Source organism: Pseudomonas sp. H3_D04 (genome assembly GCF_054669175.1).
The window spans coordinates 5,849,628-5,869,416 of sequence record NZ_CP162801.1 but is presented as its reverse complement, the minus strand read 5'-3'; the positions used below and the strand labels follow the sequence as shown (position 1 = coordinate 5,869,416).

The window sequence follows — 19,789 nt, the reverse complement described above, 5'->3', positions numbered from 1 at the left end:
TGCGCTTATCGCGCAACAAGAACGGCCCGACTGAATCGGGCCGTGAGCATCAGGCTGTTTTTTGCAGGCCGGCGACGGTGCGCGGCATGCCGACAAACCCTGGCAAGGCTTCGACGCGCGCCAGCCAGGCGCGGATGTTGGCGTAGTCGTCCAGCGACACATTGCCTTCCGGCGCATGGGCGATGTAGCTGTAGGCCGCGACGTCGGCGATGGTCGGCTCGTTGCCGACAAGGTATGGGCTGGCGGCCAGTTCCTGATCGATCACTTTGAGCACGGTGTGGGCGTAAGCGATCACCTCCTCAGCGTTGTAAGGCGCACCAAACACGGTGATCAGCCTTGCTCTTGCCGGGCCAAAGGCAATCGGCCCGGCGGCGACCGATAACCAGCGCTGCACCTTGGCCGCACCGACGGGATCGGTGGGCAGCCAACGACCGTTGCCATATTTCTGCGCCAGATAGACCAGGATCGCGTTGGAGTCGGCCAGCACCACGCCTTGATCATCAATCACCGGGACCTGACCAAAGCGATTGAGCGCCAGGTAATCCGGCTGCTTGTGTGCGCCCTTGGCCAGATCGACAAAGATCAGTTCAGTTGGCAGTTGCAGCAGGGACAGCATCAGCTCCACACGATGAGCATGGCCAGAGCGTGGGAAGTTGTAGAGTTTGATGGCTTGCATGGTCGACTCCGCTGGGTGGAGGCGCCAATTGGAAAGTGTCGGCGCCGATGGGTTGTCATCTTCCACCTGCTACCGAAACAACAGAATAACCAGCAAACGCAATCCATTATTTCAACTAGAGCAATAATGCCTCGTTCTTCAAAGCGGGATGCTCGCGCAGGGCATTCACCGTGAAGTCGACAAAACTGCGTACTCGCGCTGGCGCCTTGCGCCCGCCCTGATAAATCACATGAATCGGCAACGGCGCCAGTTCGAATTCAGCCAGGACGATTTGCAACTCACCCGCCGCGACTTTTCTCGCGACTTGATAAGACAACACACGGGTGAATCCCAGACCCAGGCAGGCGGCCGTGATGGCAGCCTGATTGGCGGTGACCACCAGCCGAGCCTCCGTGCGCACCGTCAGCGGATCGCCATTTTCAAGGAATGGCCAGTTACGTAACTGGCCCGTGGCCGATGTCGCAATGATCGGCGCCTGCACCAGATCCTGCGGATGAGAAGGCCGGCCATGGGCTGCGATCAGCGCTGGCGAACCGCAAATCACCCGCCGCACTTCGCCGACACGAATCGCATGCTGATTACTGTCAGGCAAATCGCCGATGCGCACCGCCACATCGATCCCCTCTTCGACAACACTGACCACACGATCAAGCAACAGCGCATTGATACTGACCTCAGGAAACTGCGCCAGATAATCAACCATCACTGGCGTGACAAATAACTCTCCGAACAATACCGGCGCGGTAATCGTCAATTGCCCACGGGGTTGTGCGTGACTGCCTGCCGCCGAATCCTCCGCTTCCTGCACCTCGGTGAGAATCCTCCGACAATCCTCCAGATAACGCTGCCCCGCCTCGCTCAAATGCACGCTGCGGGTGGTACGGGTGAGCAACTGCGTGCCAATGCGCGTCTCCAGCGCCGCCACCGCCCGTGTGACACTGGCCGCCGACATCCCTAAACGCCGCGCCGCCGCAGAGAAGCCTTGGTCCTGGGCGACGGCGGCGAAGACCTGCATTTCCTGGAATCTGTCCATGGGGCAATGTCCTTCATTCGGATAAAAAAAATCGCAACCATAGGCTGCGATTTTTAGTGTTGGGTACCAACAACATAGTTTGACACAAACCCTCGCCTAAATCGGGGTCTGTAGGATGATTCGGGATAAAGACATCAGCAACATAGATTGACCCAGATAGGCTGCGTTTGAAATACAGGGCCCGATTGCTCACAACATAGTTTGACACGAAGAGCTAGAAGTAAGCAGCCATGAAGGGAGAGCCCATAAACTGCTGTCTTCAGCACAAGCTCAGTGCGATATCTAAATCTGTACGCAACCTACGTCCGGCTCCCATGAGCACATAAACCGTGTTTTTCGTCTCAAATAAGCAGTTCTGGGACAAGGAAACCTCCAACGTTGATCTAACCCAATCACCAGGTGCAAAACGGCCTTTACTATCTTGGATAACAGTCAACGCGTAAACCAAGGCCGGGATAAGCCCTCTAGCGGCGATGGCAGTTCGCTGACGTGTTGTAACTTCTAGGTCCAAGATTACCCAATCCGCAACAAGGCAATAGGCACGGGAAGGAAAATGCAGATTTGCGAGTGCCACTGCATCTGAGTCAGTGAGCGGGAACCCGTCTATGGTCTCGCCTGCGGAAAGCAGCAAGGTAAACGCCGCCAAATTCATTAATTCCTCCGGCTGGTCGGTAAACCGTCTCGAACGTTAATCATCACTAAGCATAGCTCCCAGCGAACAGCCTGGTATTGATGGCGACAAAAAGTAGTCAAGTCATCTCACACCTTGTTCCTCTACTCTTCCTTTATCTCCCTGAACGGGATGATTGCTGTTAGCGGAGTGACCGCACAAAGCGGTTAGCGCCAATAGCCCACGCTTTGCCATTGACCGTGCTTGAAACCAACCTCCGGGTAGGTGCCGATTTGAGTTAGCCCGAGCGCTTTATGGATACCTGTGCTTCCAGCGTTGGGTGGGGCAATGCCGGCATAGGCTACATGAAAACCTTGTTTCTCTAGGCCTAGAAGAAGCTGCTTATAAAGCACACCTCCCTTCGGTGCAAAGCCGGGTCGACATATACGGTGACATCCACCGACCAGGGCGTTTCTCGCTCGATGCTGGCTTGCGTGAGCGTATCCATCGACGCTGCCTTCCACCCTGGGCTACCAGATAGGGATACGTTGGCAGTGTCGCGGCTATTCGTGCTTACATCTTTTTCGCAGTCGGTAGTATCAACGCGAACGAGATGAATGAGCCCGAAACCACTGGTCCATAGATTGGCTTGGATGGCAAAGGCATCAGTGGGTGAAGCACCCCTCACCTTATAATTCATATCTTTTCTTGCTGCCACTTGAGGAACCGCGTTTGAAGGGCTGAACGACTTAAGGCACAGCCTTCAGCTTGGATAATGGTGCTGTCCGCAAATGCGCTGCGACTCCGGAGAGTTGCGTCTTAAAGTCCTCAATCTGAGCGTGGCAGTAACTCACTTGCTGATCCGCGGCAACCAGGTCGGTCTGGTGCGCGCCAGCGGGCTCGTAATTACATATCGCCCCAGCCATCTGGAATGATATTTTATGAAAAAATATCATAAGGACTAAAATTTATAAAGCTGTCACCTATTCTAAAAAACCTACTAAACCTGAGCGACAATGTTTCAGATGGCGCAAGAACCTATAGTGAAGTCTTTTCGCTGATAACCCGCCCCCTCGTCCATAACTGTTATTGCAGATATCATATCCAACCTCACCTCTTGAAGTAAATTCGGGGACTCCAGTTGAAGATACTCTTCCTTGGAAGCGGAGGTTTTTGTAGTTAAAGCTCGTGCTTTTATACGTTGGCCGTCTAACATTTCCACATCGAGCAAATTATGTCGCATACAGACCATTTCAATAAAATCGTAGAGACCGCAGTCCAGTGGCTGATATGTCATATCAATTACCTGTTTTCAAATATTACGAAACCATCATCTTTGGATTCGAGTGCCGAAAGTGAATGACCGACGATAAATATTGATACTGCGAGAAGTGCAACATCCTTTAGCAAAAACTGTCCAAGAGAAACCGTAATAGCGGGAAAACCAAGGCCTTCTTCAATAACTCCAGGAGTAGAAAACATAAAGCTTATCGTGGTTAAAAATAACCCAATAGATAACACACCACCGAGCAATGAAATCTTTGGTGATACGATGCGACCGAGGATAAGGGCTCCAATCAAGACCTCTATATAACCAAGCGCACTAGAAAAATTACCCACGCTGAGCATTTCATATGTCCAACCTACCACCGGGCTGTTGCTAACAAGCGGTACTAAACCTTGTGCTTCGTATTGAGTGAACTTCATACCGCCAAACCAAAAATAGATTACAGCTAAGGCACAGTATAAACCATAAATACTAAGCTGCATGATTTTGTCGCCCCAAACGCGCAACTTCTCAATGCCAAATAATGAAGTTTGATTCTTGAGCTGTGGATTCGTCATTTTAGACACTCACGGAGAAATATTTATTTGCTAATAAGATACAATTTTGCACGAGGCAGAATAACGCCGGTATCAGTGCCGCACGGCGACCGTGCGGCACCGACTGATTTTCAGCTAACCGCTGGAAAATCTAGCGGAGTATCATTTATACGGTTAATTAAATTAGTAAATGTGATACTTGAAACAGCAAGCACGACATCCACAATCTGCTGATCTGAATAACCGACTTCTTTGACAGTATTAACGGCTTCGATCGCGAGGGTACCCGATGTACTAACGAGCGTTCTAGCGAACTTCGACAAAGCATCAAATTTGGAATTGCCAGAAGGCGTATTGTGTCGCGCCGCGAGTATTTCGTCGTCCTTAAGACCGGCACCTTTCCCGATCACAGTATGTGCTGCAAGGCAATAATCACATCCTGAAGCCTGGCTGACGGCGAGTTTGATTACCTCGATTTCCTTTACGCTTAGACTTCCCTTATGTAGAGCACTATCGAGTGCGAGCGCGGCTTCCAAAGCGAGAGGGCTGTTAGTGCCTGCGACTAGAAAAGCATTGGGCACTCCACCAAAAGCACGCTTAATAGAGGCGAATACTTCTGCAGAGTGACCGGTCGCGTCATCAACGCCCGTTACATTCAAACGATTCATAAAGTTACCTTTTGTCATGCATGAGTGAACGCTCAGCCGCCTCTTTTTAAAGAGGCTGTTTAATCATGCTGCGGCGTTCATAATTACGCCTGAGATCAGGCGATCTCCAATGTCAGCTTTCAAACCGACATTGGTGGATTCAGAGCGAAGAAAAATTACTATTACGCTTACAAGTTCTTCGAATTATTACCAAGAAAATTAAGCATTCTCTCGGCAATTACATCTCCATGAGTTTCAATTGCAAAGTGACCGGTATCGAGAAATACGATTTCTGCATTCGGAATATCCCGTTTGAACGCCTCAGCACCAGCGGGGAGGAAGAAAGGGTCATTTTTCCCCCAGATCGCTAACAGGGCAGGCTGCCTAGTTCTAAAGTATTCTTGCACCTCAGCATATTGCTTGATGTTTTCGCCATAGTTCATAATCAAGTCGAGTTGGATGTCGACGCCCAGACGCTCCACAGCTGCCTGTGCCAACAGGTAGCTCTCAGGCGCGATAAGCGCAGGATCATTTACTCCCTCGGTGTACTGCCACTTGGTCATTTCCAGCGTATTCAGTTTTCGCAACGCTTCGCGATTTTCAAGGGATGGATCCGCCCAGGCTTTACGCATATCTGCCCACCCTGGGCTAAGCCCTTCTTCGTAGGCATTCCCATTTTGAGTGATGATGGCTGTGATTTTTTCAGGGTTTTTAACAGCAAGACGCCAACCTACAGGTGCACCATAATCAAAAACATAGATGGCATATTTGTTTAAAGCTTTAGCTTCTGTAAACCTTTGTACTACCCCTGCAAGATTATCAAAATTATAAATAAACTTTCTTGTAGGATCGACTGTAGTCAAACCAAACCCCGGTAAATCTGGTGCGACCACATGGTACTTCGTAGCCAATTTCGGAATTAAATCACGAAACATGTGGGAGGATGCACCAAACCCGTGCAGCAATAAAACTGTCGGAGCACTCTTATCACCTGCCTCGCGATAGAAAACTTCTACTCCATCGATATTAATAGTCTGGTGGCGGGTTTGATTTAAAATCGGGGACGCCGAAGCGACACTTGCGATCAAGCCTAATGTAGTAACCAAACCAGCAATCAAAAAAGATTTCATATTTAGTTTCATAAATCCCTCTCTATTTTCTTTTAAGTTTAGTGCCTACCAACGTTTTAACTCCATAATAATCTGCCTTAGCAGTGGCGCTACAGCAACTTGCAATTAATCATTCGTCACTGCGAAGGTCACTGCTAGTTCTACAGATGCTCCAAGCGGTAGCTGCGTTACAGAGAATGCCGTCCGGCTATGGCTACCAAGAGACTGGCCAAAAACAGACACAAAAAGCTCTGACGCTCCATCCAGCACATGTGGCTGTGCAAGGAAATCCTGTGCACTGGCAACATACCCTTCCAAACGCAATAACCCGCCAAACCGTTGAAACCCACCTAAGGCCGTTTCAATTTGCGAGATAACATTGAGAGCTGCCGCTCTTGCAGCGGCGTAGCCATCGGCTTCACTTATATGGAAGCCAACCACACCAGGGTGGAAAAGTTTGCTGTTAACTAAAGGAAACTGCCCAGAAACAGCCCCTATGCCATTGCGAATCATCACCGCACTATAGGAACCGACCGGCTTAGGGGGCTCCGGTAACGTAATGCCGAGCAAGCGCAGTCTTTCAGCAATTTCGTCGCCACTTAGCGCGTCGGGCGATAATTCCAATGATATAGGTGTCTTCATGATCTACTCCGAATCAAGGCTTCAGCACTAGATTGCCCGACACACGCCCTTCCCCGAGTAGCTCATGAGCACGAGCTGCTTCAGAAAGCGGAATTACTTGATCCAGTACTGGGCGCACAGCGCCTTTCTTTATCAAATCCAACCCGAAACGCAGGTCGTCCAAATCCCCCATAAGCGTCCCAAGCAGCCGACGCTGGCTGAAGAAAAAGCTACGAATATCAAGATTCAGCTCAGACCCTGCGACGAAGCCCAAGGTAACCACAGTGCCAGTAGGACGCGTGGCTTCAATACTGCGGGCAAGAATTTCACCACCGAGGTTGTCGATCGTTACATCCATACCTTTACCTCCTGTCCACTCGCGAGAGACTGCTACAAAGTCTTCACGCTTGCTGTTGATGACCAGATCGGCACCGAGCTTTCGTGCGACTTCAGCTTTCTCATCGTTACTAACTGTAGTTACGACCCTGGCGCCAAGCGCCTTAGCGATTTGGATGCTCATCGAACCTGTACCCGAACCGCCCGCTTGGACCAAAACGGTGTCTCCCGCTTTCACCGCGCCTACGACTCTCACAGCGCGCACAGCAGTCACTAGGACCATTGGCAACGTCGCAAGCTCCTCTGGGGACAGGCCCGTATCGTCGCGCAGCAACCAATGCGCGGGAACTTCCATGTACTCAGCATAGGCCCCCCAACTCATAATGCCTGCAATGGCATAGCTGGGAGCTGCACTCATGGGGGAAAATGCATAGTCAGCTTTATCTAGCGGGTAACCAGGCATAGGTACTACACGTTCACCCAGTGAGAAGTCGGTCACACCGGCACCCAACTCGACTACCTCCCCAACCGCATCCGACCCAAGAATATGAGGCAAAGCGAGATCACGGGTGATAGCACCTTCACGCAGGTAGAGTTCAAGTCGATTGATGCCTGCAGCTAGTACCCGAATGACCACGTGTCCTGGGCGTGCGCTTGGCGTAGCAACGTCCTCGTAGCGCAGAACGTTCGGGCCACCGAACTCACGAAAAATAGACGCTTTCATAAAAACTCCGTTAAACAGAAAAATAAGAGAGATCACGTCGCCGGCATCGTTCATCTTGAACATTTACCCGCTTGAGTGGCTATTATGTGAGCGAACGAAGCAGCCGAATATTGGGATTTTCTTGCCGGAGCAATAAGCTGTGCTTAACGAAGAAGCTCGACGGATTGCAATTTATTTGAATGCTCTACGGGCATTCGAGGCAGCTGCAAGGCTGCAAACGTTCTCCGCTGCTGCGGAGGAACTCAACGTAACCCCTCCTGCGATCAGCCAATTAATCAAAACGTTAGAAGATTACGTAGGGCGTTCTCTGTTTGAACGATCCCGTAGTGGCGTGACGTTAACCCCTGAAGCCGCTGCGATTTATCCTCAGATCCGCGACGGATTTTCACTGCTGGCGGAGGGATTACAACGTTTGCGGACAGCGCTACCGGTTAATGTCGTCACGCTATCTGTAACGCCTGCTTTTGCTAGCAAATGGCTCTTGACCCGAATTTCTGGTTTCAGCGCTCGCTATCCACAATGGGATATTCGATTGCACACTACTGACCGTCTTGTCGATTTTCGCAGTGAGGGCGTAGACATCGGCGTTCGCTTTGGGATAGGCCGTTACCCCGATTTAACAGCGGAGCGAATGATGGGAGAGTACGTATTCCCGGTTTGCAGCCAAAATTTGCTAGACAAGCTGGGAAAGCCTTCATTAAGTCTTGACGATATTGCTTCTTTGACCTTGATACACGATGCAACCATAAGCTTCGATCCAAATTTCCCAACGTGGACTTCATGGCTGTCATCTCGAGGGTACAATAATATTCATGGACTGCGTGGCATGCATGTGAATGCATCTGCGCTAGCTATCCAGGCAGCTATTGAAGGGCACGGTGTCGCGTTAGCTCGCAGCCGATTAGTAAAAGAGGATTTGGTTTCAGGGCGATTGGTGCGTCCTTTCGATGGATACGAAACGTCTCACTCTTCCTATTTCGTGGTGTATCCCCACCACGCTACCCTGCGCCCCCAAGTAAAAGCAGTGCGTGATTGGCTGATGTCGGAAGCAGAAGAGGAACAAATACTGACAACTTACTACTAAACGAGGCGCCTTAAGAATTATTCGATCAGCATAAACTATTTAATTAAGGGTTTTTGTTGAAGGTGATGTTCGAATCCCGTGTAGCGCAAGGATGCCCTTCGTGATATCGATAATGATAGCGGCCTGCCTTTTCCAACTTCTAAAACGGGAGTTGTTAGGCCCTTCATACTTAATAGCGCAACGACTATTAAAAGCCCAAAAACACTGATCCTCCGGAAGCACGAAAAAGTATTAAGCCGTTGCATAGCAACTATTCCTGAATCGTGTAAGACGCTTACGACGTGTTCTCTGATGCGGCGTAAATGCGGCGTAAAAACAGCCTCGGTGAACTGAATTTATAGTAATTTGGTCAGTCCATGATCGCTGACAAAGCACGTTCTTTTCATTACCCTAGCAGGGCGTCACGACTACCCGCGTGCTCAAGTGCAATCATATAATCGAAGCCACTTACATGATGCTCTCCAACAAACATCTGCGGAACGTTGTGTCGTCCCACTTTTGATAATCCGTTCTCGCAAGCGCTGAGAATCAGCCTTAACATTAATTTCTTCCACCCTATTGCTCTCGCCTGTTAAGAATGCTTTGGCATAATGGCAACGAGAACCAACGCTGGGGAATAAACATTGTTACATTTTTCATTTTATCTACTCCCAAACTACTATTAAAGCTCTGGCAAACCGATCGATATTACTCGCCATAATATGTTTAGACAATTTTAAGTCCTAATTTCTGCAACGCCCTACTGACCGCCGCGGCGAGTTCACCGCGGCTGAGGAACAGAATTAGACAGTAACCACTTTCCGCTATTGAGAGCTAATCCTAAACTTTGAGCAACTTACCGAGATCTTGCTTCAGTAGATAGACAGAAGCCATCAATAAGACGAGATCTTTCAACAAGAAACCCGAAACTATGGTCATCGCTGGGAACCCGCCAGCTTCTGGGTGCCAAGCTCCTGGTGCAAACGGGAAAATCGTGAGTGTACCTATAAATGTTACAATCGAACCAAGAGCGCCAAGTACGCCAATTTTTTTGTTCCAGAACCCAAGGAACAATAACAGCCCGAAAGTCCATTCCGCAGTACCCAGCAAAATGCTCGTGCCGCTAACACCTAATACTGGAATTGTCCAAGAAAGAAGTGGCGCGTTGGTCAGCAAAGGAATTAAGTCTCTTATTTCAACATCGAACCACTTGTCATAGCCAAACCAAAGGAAGATAAGCACCATGGAGGCTCGGAGCAAGTGATAATCTAGGTCGTGCTTCATGATAAAGGAACGGCCAAGCAAATTAATAATGTAGTTCATAATTATTTCCTCTAGACGAATGATGGGCAACTGGCTATTAATAGTCGCTGGGGACTATAAGCAACATTACGGTGATTTTGTATACTGGGTGCTGCGCCTAAAACTTACTGGTCTTTTCAGGTTACTTTCGGAAACTCAATTACGGTGTCATTCACACGATTAAAGTAGTTAGTGAAAATACCAGACGAGATAGCAAGAAGGATCTCAACAATTTGCTTGTTGTTATAGCCGGCGGCTTTTATTGCATCCACATGCTCCGCTGGTAGAGTGCCTCGAGTTTGGTACAAAACTCGGGCAAATGACGCGAGCGCATCTAGCTTTGCGTTGCCCGATGATGCATCGCCATGGCGAGCAGCCAGGATTTGTTCTTTACTAAGACCCGCACCTCGACCGATCACCGTATGCGCGGCAAGGCAATAGTCGCAACCGGTCTGTTGGCTGATAGCGAGCTTGATTACCTCGATGTCTTGTGTAGTCAGCGATCCTTTTGACAAGGTGCTATCGACTGCCAGAGCTGCCTCCAGCGCTGCGGGGCTATTGGCACCGATATCTGCGAAGGTATTGGGTACAGCGCCAAAGGCAGTCTTGATAGCAACGAACAATTCGGCAGCGCGGCCGGTTGCCTGATCGACGGGGTGGGAAGTAAGGCGAGTCATACGATTTCCTTTTGCTAATGTGGACCGGCAGGAGCGCCGGATGTAGCCACTTTAGCGAGGTAATCGATCCAAATGATGATAGGTTTGGGCATCTTCTTGCCCTAGCGTCTCAATCTGGAAAGAAAATGGACCTATTAAGCCGCTTACTGCACCTCTATCCCGTCGAGGTCGCTCTAGACCATGTGTGCAAGCTCGGGGCTCCCTGGGCGCTCGAGAACCCGCCTACCAATTACGGAGTCGCTCCTTATCATATTGTTACCTCTGGAAGTGTGTGGCTTTACACCTCTGGCTTCGAGCCACTGCATCTGCACTGCGGTGACGTTATCGTTTTCCCTACTGGCGCTGCACATACCTTAAAAGCAGACCCTGATAGTTTGCCGAGCTTAGTACGGGTGGAAACCGGTTCAGCGCTGCCTGTTGCAGTAAATGATGAGGTGGGTGCGCAAAGCGAGATACTGTGCGGGTACTTTCATTTTGAGCCTGGCATTGCTGGCCCATTGTTCAGCTCTCTGCCTAGCTTGATGGTTGTTCGCGAAGCCGGCGGTAAAGACATGCAGGTTATGCAATCTTTGATCGCCATTCTTGGCTGCGAGCAACGGGCCACAGGTCAGGGGTCGGAAGTAATCCTGAGCCAGCTTGCCTCAGCCTTGTTCGCAATCATTCTCCGGGCATGGATGTCCCAGGCACAAACTCAACCTAGTATGCTGGCATTACTGTCGGATCCACGCCTCGTTCGCGGCTTATACGCTATGCTGGAGGACCCGGCTCGACAGTGGTCGGTGGAAGAGCTGGCTAATACCTGTCATTTATCGCGCGCTACGTTCGCACGTCATTTCGTGAAAGTAGCAGGAATGACGCCTGGAGATATGCTCGTGCGTATCAGAATGGCGAAGGCTGCGCATTGGTTAAGTCGTGACACGCGCAGCGTGGCCATCGTTGCAGAGATCGTTGGTTATCAGTCCGAGGCAGCCTTTAGCCGCGCTTTTAGTCGCTTCCATGGCAAGAGCCCTGGATCATTTAGGCGTGAAAACGGAAGATAAAAGTATCCGGGCCTGCGCTTTTCGCTGGACGCGTATATCGTCCACGTTCTTCAAAGACGTTTGTGAAAAAACTCCACACCACAATTTTTCCGTTAAAGAACCACCGTGGCTCCTAGCGACGACTTCATTTGAATCACACACTTCCTTGTAGAGCTCGACGCTGCGACATCTCAACTGAATGTTAGTAGTCACCAGAATGCTTGCGGCTCTGGTGGTTGAAACGTAAGCGTCCGGGCAATACACCGGCGCCTTACTGAAGGGCTTAACGTTTAGCGAAGGCGAGACGCGCCGCAAAAAGAACGAAGATCATTCCTGTTGCACGATCCATCCACGCGACCACCTTCTCACGCCGCAATATACCGGCCAGCGACTGGGTTGCGGCGATTAGAATAATCGACCATAGCAACCCAATTACCACGTGAATGCTTACCAAGCCGAACGTCCAAGCAACCAATGGTTGGCCTTGGGGAATGAATTGGGGCAAGAAAGAGACGTAGAAAATACCAATCTTGGGATTCAGGATATTTCCCATCATTCCCTTCAGGAACCAGTTATGGCCTGGCTTTGCTGCCGCTTGGACAGGCGACAATGATCTACGCGGGCGTAAGATCATATTCAGCCCGAGCCAGGCTAGATAGGCGGCACCGCAGTATTTCAAGACGTTGAACGCCAACTCTGATACGGCAATCAGTGCGCCTAGTCCAAACGCCACAGCGGCGCCCCACAGCAAGCAACCTGTATTGATGCCCAGTGCGGCGCGAAAAGCCTGTTGCCTACCTTCCACGGTGGCCGTTCTCAATATCAAAGCAGTGTCGAGGCCTGGCGTCAGGGTTAACAGCGTTGCTGCGAAGGTGAACGCAATAAGGTTGTCAGCAATTGACATAGGAAGATGGCCTCGGCGTGATTTAGAGGAGAAGTTAACCTCAAAAAGCTGTCTGTTAGAAGTCGCATCTCTAGGCAGAGTGGGCTCAGACTGACGACAAGGATGCTGTGAATCCGGACGAGGAGCAGCCTGACTGGGCAAGGAGCTGCCTGTTTTACCATAAGTCCGTACTCGCACCCGGTGAGCAGTAAGCATCCGCGTTTTGCTCTAGATGTGGGAGGCTAGCGTCCAGTTGTGGGGCAGCAAGACGTTGATGTCGCTCGCCCGCTGCGTCGGCAGACGAGCCAGAACGTGCTTAATATAAGCATAAGGATCGTGCCCGTTCATGCGCGCAGACTGGATCAAACTCATGATCGCCGCCGCCCGCTTGCCGCTCCGTAGCGATCCAGCAAACAACCAGTTCGAGCGCCCAAGTGCCCACGGTCAGATCTGATTTTCTACCTGATTGTTGTCGATAGGCACAGCTCAGTCGTCCAGGTAGGTGTCCACTTACGAACAGGGTTGGCGTTGATACCGTGTCGCAAGGCTACGCTAGCTATCGATACACCGGGTTGCAGGCATTCTTGAACGACTTGGGCTTTAAAAGGTTTTGGATAAGAGGTTCGCTGGCGCATGGCAATCCTAACGATAAGGGCGATGGTGCCCACGTATTTTTAAGTGGACACCATCGCCCTTATTGCAGAGATCGGGTAGGTGACTTTGCCGGACGCTTACGTTGAAACCTTCAAGCAGGGCTTTGCTTATCCAAATTGGGTAACCGCCGGCACGGGCATGCCGCTAGGTTCGATTCTCCCGGGTTTGGTGGATGACATTCCTTGTACCTTCGCCTATCCCTAACTCGGCGAAGAGTTTTTGACAGCCAGGTGAGTGGTGAACGCCTCATTGGCGACACCGGTTACCGGCAGCTTTAGTAACTCATTTCTTTATGGAGACAATCGTTCCTTTACCTCCCTCGACCCGAAAGGAGAATGACACACGATCTCCTACCTTCAACCCTGCCAACTGATCATCCGATGCGGAAAAGGACATGGTCATCGGCGGCCATTGAACAGCTGGAACGGCACCGTGAGCGAGTGTCAGGCTATGTTTCGCAGGATCAATGGCCTTGATCGTGCCCTCGGCATTGGCGACAGCCATCTGCTTTGATTCCTGCTTCATTTCCATGCCTTCCATACCGTCCATTTTCATTGCTGGCGTTTCTTGTGCATGGGCAGCGAGAGAGAACACAACCGCAGTGCTGGCAACTGTAATAAGGGTCAGTTTCATACAACATTTCCTTTCAGAGTTACGGGTTTGCTAGGTAGCTTTCGACGACGCATTAAGCGATAGGCCGCCGGGATGACAAACAGGGAAAGCAAGGGCGCAGTTACCATTCCGCCGACCATTGGCGCGGCAATTCGGCTCATCACTTCGCTGCCGGTACCACTGCCCAACAGTATGGGCAACAGGCCCGCGATGATGACAGCCACAGTCATAGCTTTGGGACGCACTCGCTGCACAGCGCCTTCACGGATCGACTCCACTAATGCACGTTCAGAGTTATCGCCAAGGTCTACACGTTCGGCCCAAGCATTTTTCAGGTATAGCAGCATGATCACGCCGAACTCTGCAGAAACCCCGGCTAGTGCGATGAAGCCGACCCCCGTTGCCACCGACAGATTGAACCCGAGCAAATAGAGGAACCACGCCCCTCCGGTGAGAGCAAAAGGGAGTGTGGCCATGATCAACAAGGCCTCATCGAATCGAGCGAATGTCAGGTAAAGCAGCACGAAGATGATCAATAGCGTGGCCGGTACGACCAGCTTGAGTCGTGCGTTAGCTCTTTCGAGAAACTCGAACTGCCCCGAGTAGCTCAGGCTCATACCAGGCTGCAACTTGACCTGTTGATTGACGACCTGACGAAGATCGGCGACCACGGAGGCAATGTCACGACCACGCACATCGATGTACACCCAGCCCGAAGGCCGCGCGTTCTCGCTCTTGAGCATTGGCGGACCGTCAGTGATTTTGATTTTTGCCACAGTACCGAGGGTGATCTGGATGCCTGACGATGTGTAGATGGGCAATTGTTCCAAGGCTCCCGGTGAGTCACGCCACTCTCGCGGATAACGGACGCTGATCGGAAAACGTGCGAGCCCCTCAACGGTCTCCCCGATATTTTCGCCTCCGATAGCACCGGCCACGATGGACTGCACATCAGCGATATTCATGCCGTAGCGGGCGGCTGCATTACGATCGATATCCACATCGATGTAGCGGCCACCGGTTAGGCGCTCGGCCAACGCGGAGCTGACACCGGGCACATTCTTGGCTGCCTTTTCAACCGCCTGGGTGACCGAATCGATTTCCGTCAGGTTAGTGCCGGCAACTTTCACCCCGATGGGACTTTTGATCCCTGTGGCCAGCATGTCGATGCGGTTGCGAATCGGGGGTATCCAAATATTGGTCAGGCCAGGCACGCGTACCACGCGGTCCAGCTCCTCCACCAATTTTTCCTGGGTCATGCCTGAGCGCCATTGCTCATGCGGTTTGAACTGAATCGTGGTTTCAAACATTTCCAACGGCGCTGGATCGGTAGCGGTCTCAGCACGACCGGCCTTGCCGAAAACGTGTTCAACTTCAGGGACTGTTTTGATTAGGCGATCGGTCTGTTGCAGCAATTGTGCAGCCTTCTGCGCCGACAACCCCGGCAGGGCTGAAGGCATGTAGAGCAGATCCCCTTCGTCCAGTGGTGGAAGGAACTCCCCACCTAAGCGAAACATTGGCCATAGCGCACTGACAAATACTAACAGCGCCACCAGCAGAGTGGTTTTCGGACGACGCAGAACTGCGTCCAACGCGGGTTGGTAGATCCGTATCAACCAGCGGTTTAAAGGGTTCTGTTGCTCACTCGGAATTCGCCCCCGAATCCAGTAACCCATCAGCACCGGCACCAGCGTCACCGACAATCCCGCCGCTGCCGCCATGGCGTAGGTCTTGGTAAACGCCAGTGGGCCAAACAGTCTTCCTTCCTGAGCCTCCAATGTGAACACCGGAATGAACGACAGAGTTATGATCAACAGACAAAAGAAAAGCGCGGGGCCGACCTCGGCCGCTGCATCGGTCATCACATGCCAATGCTGCTCACCCTTCAACTCCTGCCCAGGATGAGAGGTGTGCCAGGATTCTATTTTTTTGTGTGCGTTTTCAATCATCACCACTGCGGCATCGACCATGGCACCGATAGCGATAGCGATCCCACCCAAGGACATGATGTTGGCGTTGATGCCCTGGTATCGCATGACAATGAATGCAATCAACACCCCCACAGGTAGCGAAATGATTGCCACCAAGGATGAGCGCAGGTGCCAGAGGAAGATCCCGCACACCAGGGCAACGACGATGAACTCTTCCAGAAGCTTGTAACTGAGGTTGTCTACTGCGCGGTCGATCAGCTTGCTGCGATCGTAGGTTGTGACGATTTCTACGCCTGCTGGGAGACTGATTTTCAGCTCATCCAGTTTGCTCTTCACCGCCGTAATGGTCTCGCGAGCATTCTTACCGCTGCGCAAAATCACCACCCCACCGACGGTCTCGCCTTCCCCGTCAAATTCAGTGATGCCTCGTCTCATTTCAGGCCCAAGCTGAATCGTGGCGACATCGCCAAGGCTTACAGGCACACCGCCTGATTCCAACTTTAGCGGGATCGTCCGAAAATCGTTGAGCGTCTTTAGATAACCCGAAGCTCGCACGATAAACTCGGTTTCGGCCATTTCCAGCACGGCACCACCGGTTTCCTGATTGGCCTTGCCGATGGCTTCAGTCACCTGTGCCTGAGTGATCCCGAGATTGGCCATCTTGAGCGGATCGAGCTGTACTTGGTATTGCTTGACCATGCCGCCCACGGTGGCCACTTCCGCAACATTGGGCAGCGTATTGAGTTCAAATTTAAGGAACCAATCTTGAAGCGCACGAAGTTGCGCGAGATCGTGCCTACCAGTGCGATCCACCAATGCGTACTGATAGATCCAGCCCACTCCCGTAGCATCCGGCCCCAATGCGGGCTTTGCGCTGGCTGGCAACCGGCTTTGTATTTGACTCAAATACTCCAGCACCCGAGAGCGAGCCCAGTATAAGTCCGTATCGTCTTCGAACAGCACGTAAACAAAGCTGTCGCCGAAGAAGGAGTACCCGCGCACGGTCTTGGCTCCAGGTACTGAAAGCATGGTGGTGGCCAGCGGATAGGTGACCTGATTCTCGACAATCTGCGGTGCTTGTCCCGGATAAGGGGTACGGATGATCACCTGTACATCGGAGAGATCCGGTAGGGCATCGATGGGCGTGTTCTGAACTGACCAGATGCCCCAAGCTGTGACGAAAAGTGTCGCCAATAGCACCAAAAAGCGGTTGGCAACAGACCAACGGATGAGGGCAGCGATCATGGCTGACCTCCCGTTTTATCTAGACGCTCGACACGCAATCCATCGTCGGTTTGGCTCACCGCGACCCGAACCTTGTCGCCCGTTTTCAGACCCTGAATCAGGGTCGGATTGGCAAGTGGAAACATCATCGTCATGCCCGGCATGCCCAGTGTCTTGAAGGGGCCGTGGGCGAGTGTGACTTCTTTATCGTCGATTTCGACGATCTGCCCGTCTGCCTCATGCAAATTTGAGGCTGCTGCGATACGGGGTGATTCGTCTGCTGAACTGGCCACGATACCTTTGAGACTGGCCTCCGAGTCGAGCAGAAATTGCCCCGAGGTAACTACCTTCTGACCTTCATCCAGACCTTTAACGATTACTGTCTTGCCACTGCTTTCCTGCCCGAGCTGCACTTCAACGGGGCGATAGCGGCCAGCATCTTCGGCTAGCATCACCAAGGCACGTCGACCCGTGCGAATGACCGCCTCGCTCGGCACCCACAACACACTCTGCTCAGTTGAGCTGCTCAAGCGCACTTGCGCCGTCAAACCGGGCCTTAGGCGGCCGTCTGGATTGGGTAGTTCGACCCGTACGCGCAGGGTGCGGCTGTCCGCATTGGTGTCCGGCAGAATTGTGCTGACAGTGCCATTGACCTTGGTCCCAGGGAAGGCCGGCAACTGCGCCTCGACCTTTTGCCCCTCGGCGATGGTACCCGCGTCGGATTCAGGAACGGACACCGCCAGCCAGACACTGCTCAGACCATTGACTCGCGCCAGCGTCTCGCCCGCCGCGACGGTCATGCCTATGCGCAGGTTGAGCTCTTGCAGCACCCCGCCAATCGGGCTGGTCAACGTCAGATAAGGTTGGATCTTACCGCTACGTTCGACCTGGGCAATCACTCCCGGCGGCATTCCACTGAGCCCTAAGCGCTGCCGCGCAGCGGCGAGCAAGTCGCGATCACCGTTGTTTTTCAGGGCCAGGAACTCAGTCTGAGCCGCCGCCCACTCGGGCACCAGAATATCCGCCAGCGCCGCATTGGCTTTGAGCAGATCACCGGGTGCATGGGCGTAGACCCGCTCTACAAAGCCTGGAGTACGGGCTTGGATAACCGCGACATCCCGTTCGTTAAAGGCGAGGATGCCACTCACATCAAGGCTGGACGCAAACACTCCACGGCTGACCATCGCCGAGCGCAGACCGAGATTCTGCGCCACGCTCGGATCGATACTGACCGTCGCTTGATCGTTGCCGCCACTGGCGTATTGCGGAACCAGCTGCATGTCCATGAACGGCGATTTACCCGGTTTGTCGAACTTCTGTTGGGGGTACATCGGGTCATACCAATACAGTGCTTTGCGTTCATTTGGTGCGTTTAGATTTTGCTCAGGCGAAGCGCCCTTCACTTCGCTGATGCGTTGAAGCGCCAGCCAGTAACCACCGGCGATGCCCACTGCCATTGCAACGCCTGCCAACAACACCCCACTCTTTTTAAGGCTCATTGGCTGGCCTCTCCATACGCAAAATACAGTCGTGCATTGGTCAGTGCTCGCTGTTCCTCCACTTCGACTTGTTTGAGGCGAGCCTCGATGAGTTCACGTCGGGCGGCGACAACCGCATTCAAATCGCCTTTACCGGCGCGATAGCTGGCCATGCTGAGTTCGACTTTTTCTTTGGCCAGCGGCAGTAGACTTTGCGCATTGCGCTGGACCGCACGATTGAGCCGTTCATAGTCAGCCAGTTCACTTTCCAGTTGCTCGGTATGCTCGCGTGACAAGGCTTCGCGCTCGGATTCGAGTTGGTTGACTTCGGCTTCTCGGGCGGCAATTTTGGGGTTCTGCCGAGTCTGCGGAAACAACGGCAGATCCCAGGAAAGTTGCACGCTTACCATGTCGCCGAACTGCCGATCACGGTGCTGATAATCCACCTCCCAGCTCCAGTCGGACTTTTTCTCCGCCTGCGCCTCGCGCACCTTGGCTTGCGCTTCACGGGTCATCGGCCCGTACGCAGCCAGCTCGGGATGATGTTGCAGTTTCTGGGGCAAGCCTGACGTATCGATCGGCCACTGCGGAAGACTTCCCGCCGGCGTTGCGTTGGCGGCCGGACCAATCCAGCGTTTCAGCGCCGCGCGCGCTTGAGCACGCTGGCGTATCAGATCGTCCTGCTGCTCGGCCAGTTGCGCCGCTTCCTGCTTCGGTGTCACGGCATCGGCCGGTTGTGCGCGACCGCCGGCAATTTGCGCGCGGACGGTGTCGCTCAGCAGGCGGTTCTCCTTGTAGAAGTCCTGGAACAGCGCGTCTTTGCGCTCGATTGAATAGCTGCTTATCCAGGCCAGCGCCGTGGCTTGGCGCACGTTCAGGCGTTCGATCTGACGCTCAGCAGCGGCACGCTTAACCCCTTCGTTCGCAACCTCGATCCGCGCCCTCCGCTTGTCACTATTGGGCATATCTTGCCTGACCCCGACCATTTGCATGGTCATGAAGTCATCATTGACACTCCAGCGATCTGGACCGCCGATGGGATAGTTCTGCAGACCAGCGAGCAACTTCGGGTCAGGTAGCTCACCCGCTGGAATGGCCGCACTGCTGGCAGCCTGAATCTTTGCATCCTGTGCAGACAGCGACGGCGCGGTGTTTTCGGCCAGCCGCAAGGCTTCGTCGAGCGTCAGCGAGGTAGCGAAGCTCGGCAAAGCCAGTACGCTTGCCGCCAAGCCGGCCACTAGGGACCAACCTGTGCAAAAGTACCTGGGGTTCATGTTTGCGATTCCTGTGATGATCCGCTGCGCGCGGCAAAATATCTGCGCACAGCCATGCCATCCCGTTAAAACAGGATGAGGTTCAATAACGG

At 52.6% G+C, this 19,789-nt stretch carries 20 protein-coding genes and 2 pseudogenes; 3 read left to right on the top strand and 19 right to left on the bottom strand.

Annotated elements, in window-relative coordinates; genetic code table 11:
* Nucleotides 1-49: 49 nt before the first annotated feature.
* The 4 genes and pseudogenes from AB4N91_RS26985 to AB4N91_RS26970 all read right to left on the bottom strand — a co-directional run.
* Nucleotides 50-676: a glutathione S-transferase family protein gene (locus AB4N91_RS26985; RefSeq protein ID WP_010465449.1), complete on the bottom strand. Its 627-nt coding sequence runs from the start codon at nucleotides 674-676 to the stop codon at nucleotides 50-52.
* A gap of 115 nt (nucleotides 677-791) precedes the next feature.
* The gene (locus tag AB4N91_RS26980) at nucleotides 792-1,709 is read right to left on the bottom strand and encodes a LysR family transcriptional regulator (protein ID WP_010465452.1); all 918 of its coding nucleotides are present in this window, start codon (nucleotides 1,707-1,709) and stop codon (nucleotides 792-794) included.
* Nucleotides 1,710-1,968: 259 nt separating this feature from the next.
* Complete coding sequence (locus tag AB4N91_RS26975; RefSeq protein ID WP_160767953.1) at nucleotides 1,969-2,361, bottom strand: DUF6957 family protein; 393 nt, start codon at nucleotides 2,359-2,361, stop codon at nucleotides 1,969-1,971.
* 188 nt (nucleotides 2,362-2,549) lie between these two features.
* Nucleotides 2,550-3,019 (bottom strand): annotated as a pseudogene (locus AB4N91_RS26970) (N-acetyltransferase family protein); the annotation flags it as partial.
* 91 nt (nucleotides 3,020-3,110) lie between these two features.
* Between AB4N91_RS26970 and AB4N91_RS26965 the strand changes: the two are divergent.
* A complete protein-coding gene (locus AB4N91_RS26965; protein ID WP_460111926.1) occupies nucleotides 3,111-3,254 on the top strand; it encodes a hypothetical protein in 144 nt (47 codons plus the stop codon).
* Nucleotides 3,255-3,340: 86 nt separating this feature from the next.
* Here AB4N91_RS26965 and AB4N91_RS26960 read toward each other — a convergent pair whose 3' ends face one another.
* The 6 genes from AB4N91_RS26960 to AB4N91_RS26935 all read right to left on the bottom strand — a co-directional run bounded on the left by AB4N91_RS26960 (nucleotide 3,341) and on the right by AB4N91_RS26935 (nucleotide 7,643).
* Complete coding sequence (locus tag AB4N91_RS26960; RefSeq protein ID WP_236248977.1) at nucleotides 3,341-3,562, bottom strand: Rho-binding antiterminator; 222 nt, start codon at nucleotides 3,560-3,562, stop codon at nucleotides 3,341-3,343.
* 59 nt (nucleotides 3,563-3,621) lie between these two features.
* Nucleotides 3,622-4,164 (bottom strand): YkgB family protein, encoded by a 543-nt coding sequence (locus tag AB4N91_RS26955; RefSeq protein ID WP_160767951.1) that lies wholly within the window; start codon nucleotides 4,162-4,164, stop codon nucleotides 3,622-3,624.
* A gap of 110 nt (nucleotides 4,165-4,274) precedes the next feature.
* The gene (locus AB4N91_RS26950) at nucleotides 4,275-4,811 is read right to left on the bottom strand and encodes a carboxymuconolactone decarboxylase family protein (protein WP_056854380.1); all 537 of its coding nucleotides are present in this window, start codon (nucleotides 4,809-4,811) and stop codon (nucleotides 4,275-4,277) included.
* 167 nt (nucleotides 4,812-4,978) lie between these two features.
* Entirely contained in the window at nucleotides 4,979-5,932 is a 954-nt protein-coding gene (locus AB4N91_RS26945; protein WP_160767950.1) for an alpha/beta fold hydrolase, read from the bottom strand.
* Between the two features lie 93 nt (nucleotides 5,933-6,025).
* Nucleotides 6,026-6,541 carry a RidA family protein gene (locus AB4N91_RS26940; RefSeq protein WP_160767949.1) on the bottom strand — a complete coding sequence of 172 codons (516 nt, stop codon included), beginning with the start codon at nucleotides 6,539-6,541 and terminating at the stop codon, nucleotides 6,026-6,028.
* Between the two features lie 13 nt (nucleotides 6,542-6,554).
* The gene (locus tag AB4N91_RS26935) at nucleotides 6,555-7,643 is read right to left on the bottom strand and encodes a quinone oxidoreductase family protein (RefSeq protein ID WP_460111925.1); all 1,089 of its coding nucleotides are present in this window, start codon (nucleotides 7,641-7,643) and stop codon (nucleotides 6,555-6,557) included.
* Between the two features lie 76 nt (nucleotides 7,644-7,719).
* Here AB4N91_RS26935 and gcvA point away from each other — a divergent pair, with 76 nt between their 5' ends.
* Nucleotides 7,720-8,664 (top strand): transcriptional regulator GcvA, encoded by a 945-nt coding sequence (gene gcvA / locus AB4N91_RS26930; RefSeq protein ID WP_177336571.1) that lies wholly within the window; start codon nucleotides 7,720-7,722, stop codon nucleotides 8,662-8,664.
* 819 nt (nucleotides 8,665-9,483) lie between these two features.
* Here the strand turns inward: gcvA and AB4N91_RS26925 are convergent.
* Together AB4N91_RS26925 and AB4N91_RS26920 are read right to left on the bottom strand one after the other, a co-directional pair.
* A complete protein-coding gene (locus AB4N91_RS26925) occupies nucleotides 9,484-9,966 on the bottom strand; it encodes a YkgB family protein (RefSeq protein WP_056854291.1) in 483 nt (160 codons plus the stop codon).
* A 116-nt stretch (nucleotides 9,967-10,082) separates the two neighbouring features.
* Nucleotides 10,083-10,622: a carboxymuconolactone decarboxylase family protein gene (locus tag AB4N91_RS26920; RefSeq protein WP_056854290.1), complete on the bottom strand. Its 540-nt coding sequence runs from the start codon at nucleotides 10,620-10,622 to the stop codon at nucleotides 10,083-10,085.
* A gap of 125 nt (nucleotides 10,623-10,747) precedes the next feature.
* On the opposite strand from AB4N91_RS26920, the gene AB4N91_RS26915 reads away from it, so the two are divergent.
* A complete protein-coding gene (locus tag AB4N91_RS26915) occupies nucleotides 10,748-11,662 on the top strand; it encodes an AraC family transcriptional regulator (RefSeq protein WP_160767947.1) in 915 nt (304 codons plus the stop codon).
* A 262-nt stretch (nucleotides 11,663-11,924) separates the two neighbouring features.
* Here the strand turns inward: AB4N91_RS26915 and AB4N91_RS26910 are convergent, their stop codons facing one another.
* The 7 genes and pseudogenes from AB4N91_RS26910 to AB4N91_RS26880 all read right to left on the bottom strand — a co-directional run bounded on the left by AB4N91_RS26910 (nucleotide 11,925) and on the right by AB4N91_RS26880 (nucleotide 19,697).
* The gene (locus tag AB4N91_RS26910) at nucleotides 11,925-12,545 is read right to left on the bottom strand and encodes a LysE family translocator (RefSeq protein ID WP_056854288.1); all 621 of its coding nucleotides are present in this window, start codon (nucleotides 12,543-12,545) and stop codon (nucleotides 11,925-11,927) included.
* A gap of 207 nt (nucleotides 12,546-12,752) precedes the next feature.
* A pseudogene (locus AB4N91_RS26905) lies at nucleotides 12,753-13,010 on the bottom strand (transposase domain-containing protein); the annotation flags it as partial.
* Nucleotides 12,983-13,159, bottom strand: a complete 177-nt coding sequence (locus AB4N91_RS26900; RefSeq protein ID WP_082557577.1) for a transposase — start codon at nucleotides 13,157-13,159, stop codon at nucleotides 12,983-12,985. The gene AB4N91_RS26900 and the pseudogene AB4N91_RS26905, both read right to left, overlap by 28 nt.
* 301 nt (nucleotides 13,160-13,460) lie before the next feature.
* Nucleotides 13,461-13,811: a copper-binding protein gene (locus tag AB4N91_RS26895; protein ID WP_460111923.1), complete on the bottom strand. Its 351-nt coding sequence runs from the start codon at nucleotides 13,809-13,811 to the stop codon at nucleotides 13,461-13,463.
* The gene (locus AB4N91_RS26890) at nucleotides 13,808-16,966 is read right to left on the bottom strand and encodes an efflux RND transporter permease subunit (protein WP_460111921.1); all 3,159 of its coding nucleotides are present in this window, start codon (nucleotides 16,964-16,966) and stop codon (nucleotides 13,808-13,810) included. The genes AB4N91_RS26895 and AB4N91_RS26890 overlap by 4 nt, the downstream gene beginning before the upstream one ends.
* On the bottom strand, nucleotides 16,963-18,444 hold the full coding sequence (locus tag AB4N91_RS26885) for an efflux RND transporter periplasmic adaptor subunit (RefSeq protein WP_460111920.1): 1,482 nt from the start codon (nucleotides 18,442-18,444) through the stop codon (nucleotides 16,963-16,965). The genes AB4N91_RS26890 and AB4N91_RS26885 overlap by 4 nt, the downstream gene beginning before the upstream one ends.
* A complete protein-coding gene (locus AB4N91_RS26880; protein WP_460111919.1) occupies nucleotides 18,441-19,697 on the bottom strand; it encodes a TolC family protein in 1,257 nt (418 codons plus the stop codon). Before AB4N91_RS26880 ends, AB4N91_RS26885 begins: the two co-directional genes overlap by 4 nt.
* Between the last annotated feature and the right edge of the window lie 92 nt (nucleotides 19,698-19,789).